21 protein-coding genes are annotated in these 18994 nt (G+C 71.7%); 14 read left to right on the plus strand and 7 right to left on the minus strand.

The annotated features are described in order from the left end of the window. Positions 1-144: 144 nt before the first annotated feature. From ACFC1X_RS15545 to ACFC1X_RS15575, 7 genes are all read left to right on the plus strand, one after another. Complete coding sequence (locus ACFC1X_RS15545) at positions 145-1293, plus strand: Gfo/Idh/MocA family protein (RefSeq protein WP_376353442.1); 1149 nt, start codon at positions 145-147, stop codon at positions 1291-1293. Next, a complete protein-coding gene (locus tag ACFC1X_RS15550) occupies positions 1290-2240 on the plus strand; it encodes a PmoA family protein (RefSeq protein WP_376353444.1) in 951 nt (316 codons plus the stop codon). Before ACFC1X_RS15545 ends, ACFC1X_RS15550 begins: the two co-directional genes overlap by 4 nt. Continuing rightward, positions 2234-2962, plus strand: coding sequence for a cupin domain-containing protein (locus ACFC1X_RS15555; RefSeq protein WP_376353447.1), 729 nt, complete (start codon positions 2234-2236; stop codon positions 2960-2962). Before ACFC1X_RS15550 ends, ACFC1X_RS15555 begins: the two co-directional genes overlap by 7 nt. 118 nt (positions 2963-3080) lie before the next feature. After that, a complete protein-coding gene (locus ACFC1X_RS15560; RefSeq protein WP_376353450.1) occupies positions 3081-4421 on the plus strand; it encodes an ABC transporter substrate-binding protein in 1341 nt (446 codons plus the stop codon). After that, on the plus strand, positions 4418-5389 hold the full coding sequence (locus tag ACFC1X_RS15565; RefSeq protein ID WP_376353452.1) for a carbohydrate ABC transporter permease: 972 nt from the start codon (positions 4418-4420) through the stop codon (positions 5387-5389). Before ACFC1X_RS15560 ends, ACFC1X_RS15565 begins: the two co-directional genes overlap by 4 nt. Continuing rightward, on the plus strand, positions 5386-6222 hold the full coding sequence (locus ACFC1X_RS15570) for a carbohydrate ABC transporter permease (protein WP_125491546.1): 837 nt from the start codon (positions 5386-5388) through the stop codon (positions 6220-6222). The genes ACFC1X_RS15565 and ACFC1X_RS15570 overlap by 4 nt, the downstream gene beginning before the upstream one ends. A gap of 4 nt (positions 6223-6226) precedes the next feature. After that, the gene (locus ACFC1X_RS15575; RefSeq protein WP_376353455.1) at positions 6227-6841 is read left to right on the plus strand and encodes a hypothetical protein; all 615 of its coding nucleotides are present in this window, start codon (positions 6227-6229) and stop codon (positions 6839-6841) included. 8 nt (positions 6842-6849) lie between these two features. Here the strand turns inward: ACFC1X_RS15575 and ACFC1X_RS15580 are convergent, their stop codons facing one another. Further along, on the minus strand, positions 6850-7605 hold the full coding sequence (locus ACFC1X_RS15580) for a DUF427 domain-containing protein (protein ID WP_376353458.1): 756 nt from the start codon (positions 7603-7605) through the stop codon (positions 6850-6852). Between the two features lie 160 nt (positions 7606-7765). On the opposite strand from ACFC1X_RS15580, the gene ACFC1X_RS15585 reads away from it, so the two are divergent. After that, on the plus strand, positions 7766-8779 hold the full coding sequence (locus tag ACFC1X_RS15585; protein ID WP_376353461.1) for a homoserine dehydrogenase: 1014 nt from the start codon (positions 7766-7768) through the stop codon (positions 8777-8779). Here ACFC1X_RS15585 and ACFC1X_RS15590 read toward each other — a convergent pair. From ACFC1X_RS15590 to ACFC1X_RS15600, 3 genes are all read right to left on the minus strand, one after another. Further along, on the minus strand, positions 8751-9773 hold the full coding sequence (locus tag ACFC1X_RS15590; RefSeq protein WP_376353464.1) for an NAD(P)-dependent alcohol dehydrogenase: 1023 nt from the start codon (positions 9771-9773) through the stop codon (positions 8751-8753). The genes ACFC1X_RS15585 and ACFC1X_RS15590 overlap by 29 nt on opposite strands. Positions 9774-9799: 26 nt before the next feature. Beyond that, positions 9800-10183, minus strand: a complete 384-nt coding sequence (locus ACFC1X_RS15595; protein WP_376353466.1) for a winged helix-turn-helix transcriptional regulator — start codon at positions 10181-10183, stop codon at positions 9800-9802. A gap of 78 nt (positions 10184-10261) precedes the next feature. Further along, a complete protein-coding gene (locus tag ACFC1X_RS15600) occupies positions 10262-11137 on the minus strand; it encodes an MBL fold metallo-hydrolase (protein WP_376353469.1) in 876 nt (291 codons plus the stop codon). 157 nt (positions 11138-11294) lie between these two features. Here ACFC1X_RS15600 and ACFC1X_RS15605 point away from each other — a divergent pair, with 157 nt between their 5' ends. The 3 genes from ACFC1X_RS15605 to ACFC1X_RS15615 are packed head-to-tail and all read left to right on the plus strand — an operon-like array spanning position 11295 to position 13497. Continuing rightward, positions 11295-11504 (plus strand): hypothetical protein, encoded by a 210-nt coding sequence (locus tag ACFC1X_RS15605; protein WP_376353472.1) that lies wholly within the window; start codon positions 11295-11297, stop codon positions 11502-11504. Beyond that, a complete protein-coding gene (locus ACFC1X_RS15610; RefSeq protein ID WP_376353474.1) occupies positions 11491-12888 on the plus strand; it encodes an amidase in 1398 nt (465 codons plus the stop codon). Before ACFC1X_RS15605 ends, ACFC1X_RS15610 begins: the two co-directional genes overlap by 14 nt. A gap of 60 nt (positions 12889-12948) precedes the next feature. Then, the gene (locus ACFC1X_RS15615; protein WP_376353477.1) at positions 12949-13497 is read left to right on the plus strand and encodes a TetR/AcrR family transcriptional regulator; all 549 of its coding nucleotides are present in this window, start codon (positions 12949-12951) and stop codon (positions 13495-13497) included. Between the two features lie 53 nt (positions 13498-13550). Here the strand turns inward: ACFC1X_RS15615 and ACFC1X_RS15620 are convergent, their stop codons facing one another. After that, the gene (locus tag ACFC1X_RS15620; protein ID WP_376353479.1) at positions 13551-13886 is read right to left on the minus strand and encodes an ArsR/SmtB family transcription factor; all 336 of its coding nucleotides are present in this window, start codon (positions 13884-13886) and stop codon (positions 13551-13553) included. A 140-nt stretch (positions 13887-14026) separates the two neighbouring features. Between ACFC1X_RS15620 and ACFC1X_RS15625 the strand changes: the two genes are divergently transcribed. From ACFC1X_RS15625 to ACFC1X_RS15635, 3 genes are all read left to right on the plus strand, one after another. Continuing rightward, positions 14027-15496 carry an MFS transporter gene (locus ACFC1X_RS15625; RefSeq protein ID WP_376353482.1) on the plus strand — a complete coding sequence of 490 codons (1470 nt, stop codon included), beginning with the start codon at positions 14027-14029 and terminating at the stop codon, positions 15494-15496. 113 nt (positions 15497-15609) lie between these two features. Then, complete coding sequence (locus tag ACFC1X_RS15630) at positions 15610-16281, plus strand: GPP34 family phosphoprotein (protein ID WP_376353485.1); 672 nt, start codon at positions 15610-15612, stop codon at positions 16279-16281. Positions 16282-16395: 114 nt separating this feature from the next. Beyond that, a complete protein-coding gene (locus ACFC1X_RS15635; RefSeq protein WP_376353488.1) occupies positions 16396-17178 on the plus strand; it encodes a DUF899 family protein in 783 nt (260 codons plus the stop codon). Positions 17179-17199: 21 nt separating this feature from the next. On the opposite strand, the gene ACFC1X_RS15640 is transcribed toward ACFC1X_RS15635, so the two are convergent. Both ACFC1X_RS15640 and ACFC1X_RS15645 read right to left on the minus strand, forming a co-directional pair. Further along, positions 17200-18291 carry a DUF4037 domain-containing protein gene (locus ACFC1X_RS15640; RefSeq protein WP_376353490.1) on the minus strand — a complete coding sequence of 364 codons (1092 nt, stop codon included), beginning with the start codon at positions 18289-18291 and terminating at the stop codon, positions 17200-17202. 51 nt (positions 18292-18342) lie between these two features. Further along, positions 18343-18942: a GrpB family protein gene (locus tag ACFC1X_RS15645; RefSeq protein WP_376353493.1), complete on the minus strand. Its 600-nt coding sequence runs from the start codon at positions 18940-18942 to the stop codon at positions 18343-18345. Positions 18943-18994 lie beyond the last annotated feature (52 nt).

Consider the following 18994-nt stretch of genomic DNA (forward strand, 5'->3'; position numbering starts at 1 on the left):
TTACAACGTTGGAACACGATAGCAAGCGGTTGCTACGAGCGGGTTGCCGCTGCCGCCCGGTGGCCCGAATCCGGCGCCGCCCCACATCAGCACATCACCACTGTGCCCGCAGTGCTCGCCCGTCCGGCTCACGAGAGGGTCCGCATGTCTTCGCACGTTTCGCCCGCACCACTGCGTACGGCGGTGGTCGGTACGGGATCCATCGCACGGTCCAGTCATCTGCCCGCCCTGCAGAAACTGGCCGCGGACGGCGAGGTGGAGATCGTGGCCGCGGTGGACGTGAACGGCGACGCGGTGCGCGCGTTCGCCGACGAGTACGGGATCGCGCACGCGTCCACCGACCTCGACGCGATGCTGGCCGACGTGCGTCCCGACCTCGTCGTGCTGTGCACCCCGCCCGCCGTGCACCGGGACCAGTCCGTGGCCGCGCTCCGGGCAGGGGCCTGGGTGTGGTGCGAGAAGCCGCCCTGCCCCTCGCTGGCCGACTACGACGCCGTCGAGGCCGCCGAGTCGGGAGACGACGCGGCGCCGTACGCCTCCATCGTCTTCCAGCACCGTTTCGGGTCGGCGGCCCGGCACGTCCGCGCGCTGCTGCGCGGCGGCGCGCTGGGCCGGCCCCTGGTGGCCCACTGCCAGACCACCTGGTACCGGGACACGGCCTACTACGCGGTGCCGTGGCGGGGCCGTTGGGCCACCGAGGGCGGCGGTCCGGCCATGGGCCACGGCATCCACCAGACCGACCTGCTCCTCGACCTGATGGGCCCGTGGACCGAACTGCGCGGCATGGCGGCCCGGCTCGTGCACGACGTGGAGACCGAGGACGTCTCCACCGCCCTGGTCCGCTTCGCCGACGGAGCCGTCGCCACCCTCGTCAACAGCGTGCTGAGCCCCGACGAGGTCAGCCGGATACGCATCGACTGCGAACTGGCCACGGTCGAGGTGACCCACCTGTACGGCTACCGCAACGCCGACTGGCGCATCATCCCCGCACCCGGCGTGTCCGAGGAGACCGCGGCGGCCTGGCGCGACTTCGGCGCCGACGAACCCAGTTCGCACCTGGCCCAACTGCGCGTCCTGGTCGACGACATCAGGAACGGCCGGCGCCACGCGACCAGCGGCGCGGGCGGCCGTCGCACGCTGGAGCTGATCACCGCCCTGTACAAGTCGGCGTTCACCGACACGACCGTGCGCGCGGGCGACATCGGCCCCGGCGACCCGTACTACACCGAACTGCACGGCGGCGCCCCGGGCTGGGCGCCGGCCGGTACCCGCGAGGAAGAGGACCACGCATGACGCTCTCACTGACCCACGTCCACGGCGACCGGATCACCGTGGCCCACGGGGCGGCCGGCACCGAGCTGTTCTCGTACGTGTACCGGCCCGAGGCCGACTGGGAGGCGCCGAAGCCGTACCTGCACCCGGTCCGCACCCTCTCCGGCGGCCTCGTCACCGACTACCGTCCCAACGACCACCGTTGGCACAAGGGACTCCAGCTGACCGCCTCCCACCTGTCGGGCCAGAACCTGTGGGGCGGCAACACCTACGTGCACGGCGACGGGTACCTCGCCCTGCCCGAGAAGGTCGGCTCGATGGCCCACGTGTCCTTCGAGGAGGTCAGTGCCTCGGGCGACCGCGCCGTCATCGCCGAGCGGCTGACCTGGCACCCGCACGACGGTGACCTGTGGGCCGAGGAGGAGCGCCGCGTCGAGGTGCGCGACGTCGACCCCGGGACCGGCAGCTGGACGCTCACCTGGACGTCGGCGGTGACCAACCGGCGCGACGAGGACCTGCGGTTCGGCAGCCCCACCACCCACGGCCGTCCCGCCGCCGGCTACACCGGCCTCTTCTGGCGCGGCCCCCGCGCCTTCCGCGACGGCCGGGTCTTCACCGCCGAGTCCGCCGCACCCGCCGAGTCCGCTGATTCTTCCGACGGCGACCTGATGGGCACCCAGGCCCCGTGGCTCGCCTACGTCGGCGAGCACGACGGACGGGACGGCCACGCCACGGTCGTCTTCGAACACGCGCCCTCCAACGACCACTTGGGAGAGAAGGGCACGCACCCGGCGCACTGGTTCGTGCGCAGCGACCCGTTCGCCGCGGTCGCCCCGTCCTGGGCGTTCCACGAGGAGCTGGTCCTCCCGCCCGGCGAGACGCTCGCCCGCGCCTACCGCGTGGTCGTCGCCGACGGCGCCTGGGACCGCGCGCAGGTGGCCGCACACCTGGAGGGACTCACGTGGTGAGCACGGCGTACGACGGCTTCCCCGGCGCGGTGGGCGTGTCCCGCCTGACCGTGTACGACTGGCCGACCGTCGAGGGACTGCCCGGCGGAGGCACCCCGCACCTGCACCTCACGTGCAGCGAGGGGTACGTGGTCACCGCGGGCCGGGGCGCCGTGCAGACCCTCACCACCTCGGGATTCCGGGAGACCCCGCTGGAGCCCGGCACGGTCGCCTGGTTCACGCCCGGCACGATCCACCGCCTGGTCAACGACGGCGGCCTCGAGATCACCGTCGTGATGCAGAACAGCGGACTGCCCGAGGTGGGCGACGCGGTGCTCACCCTGCCCCAGGACCGGCTCACCGACCCCGACACGTACGCCGACGCCGTCCGCATCCCCGCCGACGTCCCCGAGGCCGAGCAGGCGCGGATCGCCCGCGCCCGCCGCGACCTGGCGACCCGGCGCTTCCTGGAGTTGCGCGAGGCGACCGAGAACGGCGACCCGGAGCCCCTGGCCGCGTTCCAGCGGGCGGCGGCCGACCTGGTGCGGCCCCGCCTGGACGACTGGGAGCAGCGCTGGCTCGACGGGGCGCACGCCGCCGCCGAGGCCACCCGGGCCCAACTCGACGCACTGCGCGGCAAGGACGACGGGCATCTGGCCCAGGCCCAGGTGTCCGCCACCGGCCCCAAGGCGAGCGGCCGCTTCGGCATGTGCGGCCGGCTGGCCGTCTACCCCGGCATCTGACCGGGCGCCCACCCCGGCACCCCACCGGCCGCCTCCTCCGGCATCCCGGCGGGCCCGGCCCACGCCGCCCCGCCCCCCACCCTCGCCCACCCGTCCTCGCAACCCTGGGAAGGCACCCATGCTCGAGCCCCGAAGCGGCCGGCGCCGGCCTCTGAGCCGCCGGGCCGTCCTGGCCGCGGCCGCCGTCGGTCTCAGTACCGCACTGACGGCATCGCTCAGCGCGTGCTCCTCTTCCTCCGGCGACGTGTCGTCCGGCGGCGTCACCCTCACGTTCTCCTGGTGGGGCAACGACGACCGCGCCGCACGCACCAACAAGGCGGTGGAGCTCTTCGAGAAGGAACACCCCGGCGTCAAGGTCCGCACCTCCAACGCCGACTTCGGCTCGTACATGCAGAAGCTGGCCACCCAGGCGGCGGGCGGCGGCATCCCGGACGTGGCCCAGCTCGACTACCGGCAGATCTCCCAGTACGCGGGCGGTGGCGCGCTCCTGCCGCTGGGCGAGGTCGTCGAGAACGGCACGATCCGCACCTCCGAGATGGACGAGGAGTTCGTCCGCACGGGCATGTTCGAGGGCAAGCAGTACGCCCTGCCGATGGGCCGCGGCATCACCGGCTACGCCTACGACTCCACGGTCTACAAGAAGGCCGGCATCCCCACCCCCCAGCCCGACTGGACCTGGGAGGAGTGGGCCCAGGCCAACCGGAAGATCACCGCCCTGGGGCTGAAGTCACCCGACGGACGCGACATGGTGGGCGCCAACGACAACGGGGTCAACGAGGACATCTTCGAGGACTGGCTGCGCAGCCGCGGCGGAAAGCTCTACAAGAGCCAGACCGAACTCGGCTTCACCGAGGACGACCTCACCGAGTTCTGGACCTTCTGCGACAAGTTGCGCGAGGAAGGTGTCGTCGCCGATGCCAAGGACACCTCCCAGGCGAACACCACCGAGCTGTCGCCCATGGGCCGCGGGCTCGCCGCCGCCGACTTCACCTGGGACGCGCCCTTCCCCGGGTACCCCGCACTCCTCGGCGACCAGGTCCACTTCGCGCCCGTCCCCACCGCCGACGGGCGCCAGGGCGCGTACTTCAAGCCCTCCATGCTCCTCGGGGTCGGGGCCAACAGCGAACACCCCAAGGAAGCGGCCGAGTTGGTCGATTTCCTGCTCAACGACGAGCGGGCCGGCGACGTCCTCGGCTTTACCCGTTCCACACCCCCCAACCGGAAGATCGCCGCCCGCGTCGCCAAGACCCTCGAAGGCGCGGAGAAGGAGATCTACGAGTACGCGCAGAAGATGGAGAAGTACGGTCTGGACGCCCCGCCCCCCGCACCGCCGCGCGGCGACGTCGCCCTCCAGACCGCGTTCAAGCGCGCCTACCACCGCGTGATGTACGAACTGACCTCCCCGCGTGAGGCGGCGCGGGAATTCATCGACGAGGCCGAACGGGAGCTGCGGTCATGAGCACAGTGTCGACCAGGGCGCCCGCACGCGCCGACCGCCCGGCTCAGTCACGGCCGCCGGCCAAACGCCGGCGCCCCCGCCGCCGCGAACAGCAGTGGCCCGCCTATGTGTTCCTGACACCGTGGATGCTCGGCGCGGCGGTGCTGACGCTGGTGCCGATGGCCGTGTCGCTCTACCTGTCGTTCACGGACTACAACCTGTTCGACCCGCCGTACTGGGTGGGCCTGCGCAACTACCAGGAGATGCTCACCGAGGACCCCCGGTTCTGGCGGTCGGTCGGCACCACGCTGCTGTACGTCGTGGTCGCCGTCCCGCTCAAACTGCTCCTCGCCCTCGGGGCGGCGATGCTCCTGAAGAACCTCGGCCGCGGCCGCGCCTTCTACCGCTCCGCCTTCTACGCGCCCTCGCTGCTCGGGGCGAGCATGACGATCGCCCTGGTGTGGCGCGCGCTGTTCAACGACGGCGGCTCGGTCGTCGACATCCTCGGCTCCGTCGGCATCGACACCGGCGGCTGGGTCGGCAACCCCGACCTCGCGGTCTACGTCATCGTGCTGCTGACGGTCTGGCAGTTCGGCGCCCCCATGGTGATCTTTCTCGCCGGGCTCCAGCAGATCTCGCCCGAGCTGTACGAGGCGGCGGCGCTGGACGGCGCGGGCCGCTGGCGGCAGTTCGTCTCCGTCACCGTGCCGATGCTGTCCCCGGTGGTCTTCTTCAACCTGGTCCTGGAGATGATCCAGTCCTTCCAGGTGTTCACTCCGGCCTTCGCGGTCAGCGGTGGCGAGGGCGGCCCCGCCGACTCGACCATGTTCTACACGCTCTACCTCTACGAACGCGGCTTCACCGCCTCCCACATGGGCTACGCCGCGGCCATGGCCTGGCTGCTGCTCATCGCCATCGGCATCATCACCCTGATCCTGTTCAGGACGTCCAGGTCCTGGGTCTTCTACGCGGACGAGGAGGGACGATGAACCTCACCACCAGGCGATGGATCCCGCACACGATCGCCGTCGTGGGCCTGCTCGTCCTGCTGTACCCCCTGGCCTGGCTGCTCGCCACGTCGCTCAAACCGGCCGACGAGGTGGTGACCAGCCTCGACCTGTGGCCCAGCCACCTGGAATGGTCGAACTACACGACCGCCCTCGACGGCGTGTCCGGGGTCCCCGTGACCCGGCTGCTCTGGAACACCGTGCTGATCGCCGGCGGCGCGGTGGTCGGCAACGTGCTCTCCTGCTCGCTGGCCGCCTACGCGTTCGCCCGGCTGCGCTTCCGGATGAGCAAGGTGATGTTCGCCTTCATGGTGGCGACGCTGATGCTTCCGCACCACGTCGTGCTCATCCCGCAGTACATCATCTTCAACCGGCTCGGCATGGTGGACACCTACTGGCCGCTGATCCTGCCGAAGTTCCTGGCCACGGAGGCGTTCTTCGTCTTCCTCATCGTCCAGTTCATGCGCGGACTGCCGCGCGAGCTGGAGGAGTCCGCCCGCATCGACGGCTGCGGCGCCTTCCGCACGTACTGGTCGGTGACGCTGCCGCTGAGCCGCCCGGCGCTGATCACCACGGCGATCTTCACCTTCATCTGGACGTGGAACGACTTCTTCACGCAGATGATCTACCTGTTCGCCCCGGAGAAGTTCACCATCACCCTGGCCCTGCGCAGCTTCGTCGACCAGTCCAGCACCTCGGCGTACGGACCCATGTTCGCGATGTCGGTGATCTCCGTACTGCCGATCGTGCTCTTCTTCTTCGTCTTCCAGCGCTACCTGGTGCAGGGCATGGCCACCTCCGGACTGAAGGGCTGACACCATGACCCAGGCACCGACCCTGCCGCCGAGCGACCGCCGCGAACCCGGGGAGGTCTTCTCGACCGGCTTCACGCTCTTCGCGGACGTGCTGCTGGTGGGCGTGCTCACCAGCGTCGCCTGCCTGCCCGTCATCACCGCGCCGGCCGCCTTCGCCGCCGCGTCCGTGACCCTGCGCCGGGCCGCGGAGGACGGCACGCCCGTCGGGGCGGGCGGCTACCTGGGGCACCTGCGCGCCCACCTGACACCGGGCTCGCTAGTCGGCGGTCTGGCCGTACCGCTGCTGGTCGTCGCCCTTCTGGTCGACTCGGCAATGATCCGCGGCAGCCTGCCCGGGGCGGGCCTCATGGCCCCGGCGCTGGTCCTGCTCACCCTCGGCCTGGCGGTGGTCGCCCTGCGCACCACCGCACTGCCCGCCCCGCATCGGCTCTCGCCGCGTGCAGGCTTCCTGCGCTCCGTCGCGGGCCCCCGCGGCACCCTGCTGCTGGCCGCGGCTGTGGTGCTGGCCGCGCTGCTCGCCTGGTCGATACCCGTACTGATCCCGCTGCTCCCCGGCCCGCTGGCCTTCGCGGCCACCGTCGTGGACATGCGAGGCACGGGGGAGGGGCGGGCGGCCTGACCCGGACGTCAGCTCGGCCTCCCGTCCACGCGGAGGTCGACCTGTTCGCCGTAGAACGCGACCAGGCCGGCGATCCGTTGGACCTGCGCGGTCGGGAAGTCGTACGCCCAGAGGATGTCCGGGTGGCCCCCGGGATCGGAGCGCAGGGACCAGTAGCCGCTCGTCGTCCCCTTGTACGGGCAGCGGGTGACCGTGTCCGAGGGAAGGAGCCGCGTCCAGTCGACGTACGCGCGGTCGAGGTAGTAACGCGTGGGCAGGCCCGTCTCGAACAGGGTCACGCAGTGCGGTGCGTCCGCCAGCACCTCCCCGTTCAGCTCCACGCGGACGCTGCTGGAGGAGCGCAACGCATCCACTCGCGAGTACGGGCTCCGCGGATGCACGAAGACCGGTTCGTCCTCCTCGAACCAGTCGTCCAGCGCCTCCCATGCGAAGCGGACGGTGCCGCGCACCCGGTCCGGCGCCTCGTCGTCCCAGACCCAGACCGCCGCCTCGCGGACCTCGGACCCGAAGCGCAGGGAGTGCCGCCGGGCAGGCCAGGCGCCCAGGGTCCTGGTCTCCCCGTCGGCGGTCAGCAACACCCCCTCGGCCAGGTCGTCGAGCGGGATGCCGAACTGCGGATACGGGGGCCACTCCCACACGTACAGCGCACGCCGCGTGTCGAAGACGGCACGGCCGCCGATCAGCCCACGGACACGGCGCGGCACGGGCTCCACGTGCCCGACGGGCACGATCGCACTCGGGTACCGCACGGACTCGGTCGCCAACGGTCCTCACCTCGGCTCGTTCGATTCGGTTCGCGGTCCTGGAGCCGGGCGCCCCGGGACGGTCGGGCCCTCGCGCCGCCACCCTTCCGATGGTGTGATCTCATCCGGGTCGGGCGCCACTCGGCGGCCCGGCGGCATGAGGCGAGAGGAGCCCGGATCGATGGGCGAAGCGACGCGGACCGCCGGCGTGGTCCTTTCCGGATACGGCCCGGTCGGCCGGGCGTACGTCGACCACCTGGCCGGGCACGGGGACGAACTCGCCCGCCTGCACGGCGTACGACCGGTGGTCCGCGCCGTTCGCGCGAGCTCAGGCCAGTGCCTGCTGGGAGACGACGGGCAGCCGGTGCCACCGCGCGCGAGCTGGGACCCGCCGGAGCCGCTGGACGAGACGCTCGACCGGACCGGCGCCGCCGTGTTCGCGCAGGCACTGCCCTCCTCGCCCGAGCTGCGCGCGCTCGCCGCGGCCGAGGCGGTCACCGCGCTGCGCCGGGGCGTCCACGTCGTGACGGCCACCAAGAGCCACCTGCTCACCCACTGGGGAGACCTCGACGCGGCGGCCCGCGCCGGGCGGAGCATGATCAGGATCTCCGGCGCGACCGGGGCGGCGCTGCCCGCGGGCGACCTGTCGCGGACCGCCCTGCGCGGCATGGGCTGCCGGACCATCCGGGCCTGCCCCAACGGCACCGTGACCTTCGTCCTCGACCGCCTCGCCGAGGGCGACTCGCTGGGCGACGCGGTCCACGAGGCGCGACGGCGCGGGATCGCGGAGGCGGACCCGACGGCCGACCTGTCCGGCGCGGACTCCGCCACCAAGGTGCGGCTGCTGGCCGCACTGGCCTGGGCCTGGGACCCGGCGTCGGTGCGCGTGCGCGCGCAGCCCGTGGACGAGGCCACCGTCGGCGCGGCTCTGAGCGCGGCCTCCCGCTCGCGTCGCCTGCGGGCGGTCGCCGTCGCCTCCCTGGACCGGCCCCTCCGCGTGGACGTACGCCTGGAGGAGACGGAGCCCGGGGATCCGCTGCACGCGCTCACCGGGCCGGAGAAGGCCGTGGTCTTCGGCTGTCCGGACGCGGGCGACGTGACCGTGAGCGGGGGACGGTCGAGTCCGACGGGGGCGGCCCTGGCGATGGTGAAGGACACCATCGAGGTCACGGCGGACCGGACGGGGTTCCACTGACGTCACCGGGCACGGTGATCACGGTCTTGCCGCGGGCGTGGCCCTCCTCCACGTGGCGTACGCCGTCCGCCGTGTCGGCCAGCGCGTACGTCCGGCCGATCACCGGAACGACCTGCCCGGCCTCGATGAGGGCGGTGACGGCGAGCAGGTCCGCGCGCGCCGGTCCGGCCGGGGTCGCAGGGAGGATCGGACCCAGCCGCTGCCGGGTGAAGGCGTTGGCCGCCATCACCCTCAGCGTGGAGCCGATCGCGCCGAAGACCCGGCCGGGCGAGCCGCCCCCGTTGGCCACCAGAACCCCGGTGGGGGTGAGTGCGCGGCGCAGTCGGCCGGGCGGATGGTTGCCCACGTTGTCCAGGATCACGTCGTAGCGCACGCCTCGGTCGGTGAAGTCCTGTTGGCCGTAGTCGACGACGTGCGCGGCGCCCAGGGAACGCACCAGGTCGCCGTTGCCGGCGCCGCAGACACCGGTGACCTCGGCGCCCAGTACCGCGGCGATCTGCACGGCGAAGGTGCCCACGCCGCCGCCCGCGCCGTTGACCAGCACCCGCTGCCCGGACCGGACCCGGCCCACGGTCCGGACGCCGCGCAGGGCGGTCACCGCGGCCATCGGTACGGCGGCGGCCTGCTCGAAGGTGAGGCCGGCCGGCTTGGGCACCAGCAGCCCGGCATCGGCGCACCCGTACTCGGCGAAGGAACCGGGACAGAACCCCAGCACCTCGGTACCCGGCACTAGCCCCTCCACACCGGCGCCGGCACTCTCCACCACCCCGGCCACGTCGATGCCGGCCACCCGGCACTTCGGCCGCCTGAACCCCATGCCACCCGTCAGCCGCGCCGCGTACGGGTCGCCGCGCATCATGTGCCAGTCGTACGGGTTCACCGAGGCGGCGCGCACCCGAACCAGCACCTGGCCGTCCCCCGGCCGGGGCCGGTCGATCTCCTCGACCCGCAGCACCTCGGGCGGGCCGAAGCGTTCCTGGACCACCGCCTTCATCGGCCTGCCCTTCCCCCTGGCGCCCGTCAGCCGCCGAAGCGACCGCGCGCGTCCTCGATGTGGCCGAGGTACTGCTGCGTCCAGCCGCACATGGCGTCGACCGTGGAGCGCAGCGCCCGCCCCGGCTCGGTGAGGGTGTACTCGACCCGCGGCGGCACGGTGGGGTGCACCGTCCGCTCGACCAGGCCGTTGCGCTCCAGCATGCGGAGGTTCTGCGTGAGCATCTTGTGGCTGACGCCCTCGACCTCGTTCCGCAACTCGCTGAAGCGCAGGGTGCGTTCACCGAGCGCCTCGATGATCAGGAGCGCCCACTTGTTGGCTACGTCGGAGAAGATCTCCCGGGCCAGGGAGTCGGCGCGCCTGAGGTCGGCGTCCTCGGGCAGTCCTTTGAGCAGCTGTTTGGAACTCATTTGCCCATACTCTCCTACGGGTTCCGAGTAACCACAAGAGACCGCCTCGGCGAACCGCCCGCCCGACCCCGCCGGGCGCTACTTCACCGGTGCCAGCCGGAAGGCGTCCCCGTGCGTGCGGACGCGGCCCGCGGTGGGCGGTGCGAAGTGGGTGCCGAGCAGGAGCGTGTCCGTGTCGGCGAGGTCGCCCAGCAACCGGCGGCGCGTGGCCTCGGCCTGCTCCGGGTCGATGTCCACGTAGGCCCCGATCCCGGGATGGGCGAGCTGGACCGGGTGGTGGACGCAGTCGCCGCTGATCAGCGCCGTCCGCCCCCGCGAGGTCAGCTCGACGGCGACGTGGCCGGGAGTGTGACCCGGGGTGGGGACCAGGCGCAGGCTCGGCGTGATCCCGACGCCCTCGCCCGGCACGTCGACGAGGTCGAGCAGGCCCGCCTCCTCGACGGGGACCACGGAGTCGCGGAACATCTGCCGGCGGGCCTCCTCCATGTCGTACGTGGCCCAGAACTCCCGCTCGGTGCGTGAGGTGACGTAGCGGGCGTTGGGGAAGGTGGGGATCCACGCGCCGTTCACCTCCCGCGTGTTCCAGCCGACGTGGTCGGCGTGCAGGTGGGTGAGGACCACCAGGTCGACGGAGTACGGGGGAAATCCGGCGGCGGTGAGGCGTTCGGCGAAGTCCGTGCGCAGGTCGTGCCAGGCGGGGTTGGCCCGCTCCTTGCCGTTGCCGATGCCGGTGTCGACGAGGACCCGCAGCCCGTCCACGACGAAGGCGAAGCTGTGACTGTCGAGGCGCAGGGTGCCGTCCGGGTCGGCGAAGTCGGGGCGCAGCCAGGGGTGTTGTGAGACGACCTCCGTGGTCGCGCCGGGCAGCAGCCAAGGGCCGGTCGCGGGCGGCAGGGGGATTTCGTCGACACGGTGGACGGTGACGTCGCCCACGGTCCAGGAGGGGGTCGGCATGGTCGATCGGGCCCTTCAGGCTAAAAGCAATCTGTTTGCGTTAAAGAACGGTAGGTCCTAGGGTCGGCTAAAGCAAACGGTTAGCGTTTGTCGTTTGTCGCAGTGACGCACCCGTTGCGCTTGTCGCTCGTCCTCCACCTGATCAGGAGAAACGTCCGTGTCCGCCGATGAACTCACGCCGTCCGAGGCGCACCGCTGGGCGGCCCGCGCCGGGCTCCCGCTTCCGGCCGACCGCCTAGACGCGGTCGCGGCCACCGCCGACCACATCCACTCCGTCGTCGCTGCCCTCCGGGAGATCGACTTCGGGGACACCCCGCCCGCACCCGCCTACCGCGCGGGGGAGGAGAAGCCCGATGCAGCCGTATGAACTGACCCTGACCGCCGCCGCCGACGCGATTGGGTCGCGACGGCTGTCCCCGGTCGAGCTGGTGGACTCGGTCCTCGACCGGATCGACGAGGTGGAGCCGCACCTGAACGCCTACGCCACCGTCACGGGCGAGCAGGCCCGCCGCGCCGCCCACCAAGCGGCGGACGACATAGCGGCCGGACGCCACCGGGGCCCGCTGCACGGGATCCCGCTGGGGCTGAAGGACCTGATCGACGTCGCCGGTACGGCGACCTCCGCCGGTTCCCGGGTCCGCGCGGACCACCGTGCGCCGAGCGACAGCACCGTGGCCGCGCGTCTGTCGGCGGCGGGCGCCGTCCTGGTCGGCAAGACCCACACCCACGAGTTCGCCTACGGCCTGACCACCCCGCAGACCAGCAACGCCTGGGCCCCCGACCGGGTCGCCGGCGGCTCCAGCGGCGGTTCCGCCGTGGCTGTCGCGGCCGGTGCCGCCACCTTCGCCCTGGGAACCGATACCGGGGGATCCATCCGGGTACCGGTCGCGCTCAACGGAGTCGTCGGGCTCAAGCCGACCTACGGCCTCGTCCCCCGCACCGGCGTCACGTCACTGTCCTGGTCCCTGGACCACGTCGGCCCCGTCACCCGGACCGTGGAGGACGCGGCCCTGGTCCTGCCGGTGCTGGTCGGACACGACCCCGGCGACCCCGCCTCGGTGCCCGCACCACGGTCGGACCACCGGCCGGGCGCGGGCGCGGGCACGGACCGGACCGGGCTGCGCGTCGGCGTGCCGGGCAACTACTACTTCGACCACGTCGACCCGGAGGTGGAGGCGGCCGTCCGGCACGCGATCGCCCGGCTTCAAGACCTCGGCGCGCTCCTCGTCGACGTGGAGATCCCGATGGCACGTCACGTCCAGGCGACCCACTGGGGGCTGATGGTGCCGGAGGCCACCGCGTACCACGAGCGGACCCTGCGCACGGTCCCCGAGCTGTACCAGGCGGACGTCCGCGTCCTCCTCGAAGCCGGTGAACTCATGCCCGCCGGTGACTACTTGCGCGCCCAGCGCGCCCGCACGCTCATGCGGCAGGCCTGGGCCCGCCTGCTGGACGAGGTCGACGTCATCGCCGCCCCCACGGTCCCGGCCACCGCCGTGACCGCCGGCAGCGAGACCTTCACCTGGCCCGACGGCACCGTCGAGAGCGTCTCCGACGCCTACGTGCGGCTGTCCTCCCCGGCCAACATCACCGGGCTGCCGTCCCTGTCCGTTCCGGTCGGCCACGACTCCGCGGGCCTGCCGGTGGGCATGCAGTTGATGGCCCGGCCCTTCGGCGAGAGCGTGCTGCTGCGGGCGGGTCGCGCGTACGAGGCGACCATGCCCGCCCGCGAGCCGGCGCAGGTGGTATGACCGGCGTGGATCAGGGCGGGCCACCCCGTAGACGCAACGCGTTTGCTTTAGGCTGGAGCCATGAGTCGCCCGATGGTCCGCCCCGGCGGGCGCAGCGCCCGAGTCCAGGCCTCGGTCCACGCCGCCGTACGCGAACTCGCGTCGGAAGTGGGCCGGGACGCCCTGACCGTCCCGATGGTCGCCCAGCGCGCCGGTGTGACGCCGTCGACGATCTACCGGCGCTGGGGCGACCTCCAGGAACTGCTCTCCGACGTGGCGGTCGAGCGCCTGCGCCCCGAGGCGGCACCCGAGGACATCGGCGACCTGAGCGCCGACCTGACCGCGTGGGCCGAGCAGTTCCTGGACGAGATGGCCTCCCCCTCCGGCCGCGCCTACATCCGCGACGCCCTGCTCGGCGATCCGGACGGCAGCAACGCCGGGCAGTGCTCCGCCTACGCCGCCGAACAGATCGACGTCATCCTCACCCGCGCCACCGCACGCGGCGAGCGGACGCCCGACACCGAGACGGTCGTCGACCACGTCGTGGCCCCCCTGATGTACCGCATCCTCTTCCGCCCGACCGGCCTCGACGCCGCTCACGCCCGCCGACTCGTGGCGACGGTGCTGTAGCCGGCACGGCACCACGAGGGTCAGGGGGAGCCCTACTTCACTCGCCGCTGAGGCTAGGAAGGAATGGCGGCGCTGTTCGACTCGTCATCGAGCCGGGCACCCTCGATGACGGCGTCGAGCAGTCCCGGGTAGCGGGTGTCGAGGTCCTCGCGGCGCAGGGACAGGAGATTCTCCCGGCCGGAGGGCCGCTGCCAGATGACGCCGCTGTCACGCAGGACGCGCCAGTGATGCGTCATGGTCGACTTGGACACGCCGTCCAGGATGCTGCCGCAGTTGTGCTCCTCCCCGTCATTCAGGACGCGAACGACGGTCAGCCGCATGGGGTGTCCCAGCGCGGTGAGCACGGCCTCGATCCGGATCTGATCGCGATCGGGGTGACGGGAGATCATTGTCCAACTGTACCGCGACAGTCGTTGAATACGACCTTCCAGGCATGGCCAGCATTGCGAACTCTACGACTGTACGTAAGGATACGAACAGTCGTACTCGCTGGGCTGCCCGCCCATGACCGAAGAGGGGCTGACCACTCATGTCCACTTCACCCACGCTGCCGACAGGCGCACCTGCCTCAAGGCCGCAACGACTGGGCTGGAGTCTGGCTCTGCTGGCCCTGGCGCAGCTGATCTTCTCCCTCGACCTGAACATCGTCTTCGTGGCGCTGCCCGACATCGGCTCCGACCTCGGGTTCCCGGGACAGACGCAGCAACTGGTCGTCAGCGCCTACGTCGTCTTCGCGGGCGGATTCCTTCTGCTGGGCGGACGCGCAGCCGACTTGCTCGGGCGCCGCCGGGTCTTCGTCCTGGCCCTGACCATCTACGCCGTCTCTTCCCTGGCCGGCGGACTGGCCGAGAGCCCGGCCGTCATCATCGCCGCGCGCGCCGTGCAGGGCATCGGCGGGGCGCTGCTGCTGCCCTCGACGCTGTCGCTGATCAACACGCTGTTCGACGAGGGCCCCAAGCGCAACAAAGCCCTTGCCGTCTGGGGCGGTGCCGGGGCCAGTGGCCTGACGGTCGGGGCCCTCCTCGGGGGCGTCCTCACGGAAGCCTTCGGCTGGCCCGCCGTCTTCTACGTCAATGTGCCGCTGGCCGGCGCCGTGGCCCTGGCCGCGCTCGCCGTCATCCCGCGCGACCCGCGACGCACCGAGAAGCGCAAGTTCGACCTGCCCGGCGCGCTGACCGCCACCGGTGGCTCCACCCTCCTGGTCTTCGCCCTGGTCGAGGGGCCCGAGACGGGATGGACCGACCCGGTCGTGATGGCCGCATTCGTCGTGGCCGTCATCCTGCTCGGGGCCTTCGCTGCGGTGGAGGGGCGCAGCAGGGATCCGCTGATGCCGTTCCGGCTCTTCCGCAACCGGAGCCTGAGCGTCGGCATCACGGTGACCTTCCTCTACATGGCCACGTTCGGCACCCTGCCTTACTTCCTGACGGTCCTGATGCAGAACGTCCACGGCTACAGCGCCCTGGAAACCGGACTGGCCTTCCTCGTCCCGTCCGTGGCCATCGCCACCGGTACCCAGCTCGGTGAACGTCTGACCACCCGCCTGGGCACCCGCACCACCCTGATCGCGGGCTTCGCCCTCGGAGCCGTCGGTACTGCGGTCCTCGCCCTGGGCTTCGACGCCGACGCCACCTACGTGACCGCGCTGCCGGGCCTGATCCTGTCCGGCATCGGCCAGGGCATCGTCTGGACCGCCATGTGGATCGCCGCCTCCACCGGCGTCGCCTCCAGCGAGCAGGGCATCGCCAACGGCATGGCCTCCACGACCCTCAACATCGGCAACGCCATCGGCCTGGCCGTCCTGACGGCCATCGCCGACGTCGGCACCGGCGGCAAGGCGGGGGATGCCCTCAGGCATGCCACCGCGGACGGGGAGTTCCTCGTCGTCCTGCTCACCGCGGCGGGCATGCTGGTCGGGCTGCTGATCACGATGGGTCTGCCTCGCAAGACCGCCACACCCACCCGGAACGCCGCGGAGGACTCTGTCCTTACGGCGCGGTGACGTCCGCTTCTACCGCTGAGCCCCACGGGCCCTTGCACTCGCTGTCATTTAGTGACATTGTCACTTAGTGACAGCATAGGCCCGACGCTGAGGAAGCAGAGGACGAGACACCCATGGACCTGACCCTCCCGCAGCGGATGTACCTGCTCATGTACACCCCGGACAAGGAGAAGTTCGAAGTCCAGAATCTCCAGTTCCGAGGCCAGAAGGTGCGAGCCGCGGCGCTCGCGCAGTTGTTCAACCAAGGGCTCATCGGCATCCGGCAGGGAAAGAGCCCCAAGGCCGTCCGGCAGGTCTCCGGTACGCCCGGCGACTCCTTCCTCGACGAGGTGTGGCGCGGGACCCCTGCCGACGAGCCGAAGAAGTGGCTCGACCTGCTGCACCCGTACGCCCACACCGCCGAGTCGTCGGTGCGTGAGCAACTGGCCGCTACCGGAGAGATCACCATCCCGCCCGTCAAGGGCCTGAAGAAGCTCTCGCTGCTCTCTCAGCACGAGGTCCTGGTCAACCGTCCGGAGACGGTGTCGGCCGTGCGCGACCAGGTCCGCACCCCGGTCCTGACGGGCGCCGACCCGGCAGCCCTGCCGCCGGACGACCTGGCCATGACGGTGCTCGCCGCGGAGAGCGACCTCTACCACGTGTTCTCCCGCGACGAGCGCCGCGAACACAAGAAGCTCCTCGAGGAGTTCGACCTGCGCTTCGACGACACGATCCCCGGGCTGCGCCGGGCCCTCCAGACCTCGATCCAGGTCCTCCGCCCCTCCGGCGGCGGCTGGGGGAGCTGAGGTTCCTTCCTTCCGCCGCGATGAGTTCCGGCCGCGGTGCGAGTCTGTACCTGGTGAGCGCCGTAGCCCCACGCGCGACGCCGCCCGGCACGAGACACCACCACGGAGGATGTCATGACGCACACGCCGAGTGACCCGATCACCGCGCCGTCCGGCCGCCCGCCCGTGGTGGACCAGGCCACCTGGCAGGCCGCCCGTGACGAGCTGCTGGTCCGCGAGAAGGCACACACCCGCGCCGGTGACGCCCTCGCGGCGGCCCGTCGCCGGCTGCCGATGGTCGAGTTCGACGGGACGGTCGAGGTCGTCGGACCCGACGGACCGGTCCCCTTCCTGGACCTCTTCCAGGGCCGCGACGAGCTCGTGGTCTACAAGCACATGTGGTACGACGGCGCGCCGCACCAGGGGCAGTGCGAGGGCTGCACCACCACGGTCTGGCACCTGAAGGACGCCGTCTACCTCAACGCCCGCGGCGTCTCGTTCGCCGTCGTGACCACGGGCCGCTGGGAGGAGGTCGCCGCCTACGTCGAGTTCATGGGCTACACCCAGCCCTGGTACTCGATCCGCGGCGTGGAGGGACCCGCCGGCGGCGAGACGGGCTACCTCACCTCCTACCTGCGCGAGGGCGACCGCGTCTTCCTCACCTACTCCACGACGGGCCGCGGCACCGAACGGGCCAACGGCTCCCTCGCCCTGCTCGACATCACGCCGTACGGCCGCGGCGAGGCCTGGGAGGACAAGCCCGAGGGCTGGCCGGAGGGCGGCGAGCCCTGCTATTCGTGGCGCTCGGACGCGGACGGCAACGCCACCTGGGGCCCGACCAGCCGCCCCGTTCCCCAGTGGACGCGCCCCGGCGCGACCCCGGAGGAATCCCTCGGCAGGCTGGGCCCCTTCGGCTGAGTCGAGGCCGCCGTCACGGCGTCAGTGCACCAGGCCCTCAGTGACCGTTCGTGCCCGCCCGGGGTGGCTCAGTACGTCGGTGCTGTCGGCGAACTGGTCGACGGCACCGGTCGGTGGCAGCGCCCTGACGGACGGGTCGGCGACGCGGGCGGTCAGCGCCTCGGCGAAGCGTTCGGCGCGCAGGACCCGGAACGGCCGCCCGTGATAGGGGCGCGTGGCGGGGTCGACCGGGTCGGTCAGCCCGAGCCGGTTGTGTGCGTCGGCCATGGCCTCGTAGGCGTGGGCGAGGTGGTCCTCGCGGGACTGCGCGTCGGTGGCGGCGAGAGCGGCCTTGAGGTGGGGCGTGAGGGACGCCGCGTGCCGGGTGCGGGCGAACGCACTGCCGAGCCACTTGCTGTACGGCGGGTAGCGACGGTCCATCAGGAGGCACAGCCGCATCAGGTCGCGGACCAGTCGCGCGGCGACGACGGCGGAACCCAGCTCGTCGCCCACTTCGCCGCACCTGCCGACGAAGGCCTCCTCCTGCGAGACGCGCCGCCACTGGCAGGAGAGCAGGTACAGCCAGAGGTCGTGCGGATACCAGTCGAGCATCGCCCGGGCCGGTCCGAGCCGTCCCAGCCCGTCATGGAACACGGCGCCGGCGGTGACCTCGGCGAGCCGCTGAGTGGGAGCGGACAGCCAGTCCGCCACGGTGACGCCCCGGCCGGGATCGAACCCCAGGCGTTCGGTGAACCACCCGCCCACATCAGTGATGTCGACACGGTGATGGACCGGCCCGTCGGTCGCCCGCATCACCCGGATCCCGTCCTCGGCGGTGGCGGCGAAGTGGGTCGGATACCCGTGGAACGTCTTCGGCAGACGCTCCGCGAGCACGTCCCTGATCCTCGCACCCTGCCCTTCGACGTCCTCCGGGCGCAGGAAGAGCTCCAGCCGAGGCCCCCATTCGTGATCGGCCGAGCGCGGGGTGTCGAACCCCAGCACCTCCGAACCACCGCCCACCCGCGCGGCCGAGTGGGCGACCCCGGGAGCCTCCGTGTCCAACAGGGGCCGGACGGCTTCGGAATAGAAACGGCGGGACAGCTCCAGCCCGGGCACGAAAGACGGTGTGGTCATGCCCGGGAGACTGCCGGACGGGGGAGGCATCGGGCGAGGCAATTTCCGGGTTCACCGTCCGTCCGCGTGACCGTGCCGCTCGGACACCGGCTGCCAGCCGGTGTCAGCGGCCCAGCGTTCCGCCGCCGCCATCAGCACCTTCGTCGCGGGACCCTTGATCTGCCCGTAGTCGGACAGGTCCGGCACGCTGGCGGCGAGGCGCTTCTTGAAGGCGCCCCATGCGTCGCGGGTGGCGGTGTCCGAGCGCAAGTAGTCGCGGAACAGGAGTGCGAACCGGGCGTTGGGTGAGCCCAGTTCGCGCAGGTGGACGTTGCAGCGACGGTCGCCGACGGGCGGTGCGAACACGAGCTTGGGGCAGGGCCGGCCGCCCGACACCTCCTCCCGGTTCCACGGCTCCGGACGGCACCGGAAGCCGACGGCGGCCAGGAGCCCCATGTGACGCTCCACGTCGAGGGCGTCGACCAGGACCTGGACGTCCACGCAGTCCTTGGCCGCGAGTCCGGGTACCGACGTGGACCCGATGTGGTCGATCGCGCGGGCCTCGGCTCCGAGCGCACCCCGCAACACACCGGCCAACCGCTCGAAGTCCCCCGCCCACCCGGGCTGGTGCTCCACCACGCTCACCGGAGCCGACTCATCGGGAAAGGGCATGCCCCCAGCATGACGGAAGCCGGTCGGACTTCGAGGGCGGTGGCGGTGAAGG

This window comes from Streptomyces sp. NPDC056128 (assembly GCF_042263835.1).
In the GTDB taxonomy this organism is placed as follows: domain Bacteria; phylum Actinomycetota; class Actinomycetes; order Streptomycetales; family Streptomycetaceae; genus Streptomyces.

What these genes read in the sequence shown, in the direction of transcription:
- ACFC1X_RS15575 (WP_376353455.1), top strand. Translation starts at nt 6,227, where the DNA reads ATGACCCAGGCACCGACCCTGCCGCCGAGCGACCGCCGCGAACCCGGG.
- ACFC1X_RS15645 (WP_376353493.1), bottom strand. Translation starts at nt 18,942, where the DNA reads ATGCCCTTTCCCGATGAGTCGGCTCCGGTGAGCGTGGTGGAGCACCAG.
- ACFC1X_RS15615 (WP_376353477.1), top strand. Translation starts at nt 12,949, where the DNA reads ATGAGTCGCCCGATGGTCCGCCCCGGCGGGCGCAGCGCCCGAGTCCAG.
- ACFC1X_RS15630 (WP_376353485.1), top strand. Translation starts at nt 15,610, where the DNA reads ATGGACCTGACCCTCCCGCAGCGGATGTACCTGCTCATGTACACCCCG.
- ACFC1X_RS15545 (WP_376353442.1), top strand. Translation starts at nt 145, where the DNA reads ATGTCTTCGCACGTTTCGCCCGCACCACTGCGTACGGCGGTGGTCGGT.
- ACFC1X_RS15550 (WP_376353444.1), top strand. Translation starts at nt 1,290, where the DNA reads ATGACGCTCTCACTGACCCACGTCCACGGCGACCGGATCACCGTGGCC.
- ACFC1X_RS15560 (WP_376353450.1), top strand. Translation starts at nt 3,081, where the DNA reads ATGCTCGAGCCCCGAAGCGGCCGGCGCCGGCCTCTGAGCCGCCGGGCC.
- ACFC1X_RS15565 (WP_376353452.1), top strand. Translation starts at nt 4,418, where the DNA reads ATGAGCACAGTGTCGACCAGGGCGCCCGCACGCGCCGACCGCCCGGCT.
- ACFC1X_RS15600 (WP_376353469.1), bottom strand. Translation starts at nt 11,137, where the DNA reads ATGCCGACCCCCTCCTGGACCGTGGGCGACGTCACCGTCCACCGTGTC.
- ACFC1X_RS15640 (WP_376353490.1), bottom strand. Translation starts at nt 18,291, where the DNA reads ATGACCACACCGTCTTTCGTGCCCGGGCTGGAGCTGTCCCGCCGTTTC.
- ACFC1X_RS15590 (WP_376353464.1), bottom strand. Translation starts at nt 9,773, where the DNA reads ATGAAGGCGGTGGTCCAGGAACGCTTCGGCCCGCCCGAGGTGCTGCGG.
- ACFC1X_RS15585 (WP_376353461.1), top strand. Translation starts at nt 7,766, where the DNA reads ATGGGCGAAGCGACGCGGACCGCCGGCGTGGTCCTTTCCGGATACGGC.
- ACFC1X_RS15635 (WP_376353488.1), top strand. Translation starts at nt 16,396, where the DNA reads ATGACGCACACGCCGAGTGACCCGATCACCGCGCCGTCCGGCCGCCCG.
- ACFC1X_RS15625 (WP_376353482.1), top strand. Translation starts at nt 14,027, where the DNA reads ATGTCCACTTCACCCACGCTGCCGACAGGCGCACCTGCCTCAAGGCCG.
- ACFC1X_RS15570 (WP_125491546.1), top strand. Translation starts at nt 5,386, where the DNA reads ATGAACCTCACCACCAGGCGATGGATCCCGCACACGATCGCCGTCGTG.
- ACFC1X_RS15595 (WP_376353466.1), bottom strand. Translation starts at nt 10,183, where the DNA reads ATGAGTTCCAAACAGCTGCTCAAAGGACTGCCCGAGGACGCCGACCTC.
- ACFC1X_RS15610 (WP_376353474.1), top strand. Translation starts at nt 11,491, where the DNA reads ATGCAGCCGTATGAACTGACCCTGACCGCCGCCGCCGACGCGATTGGG.
- ACFC1X_RS15620 (WP_376353479.1), bottom strand. Translation starts at nt 13,886, where the DNA reads ATGATCTCCCGTCACCCCGATCGCGATCAGATCCGGATCGAGGCCGTG.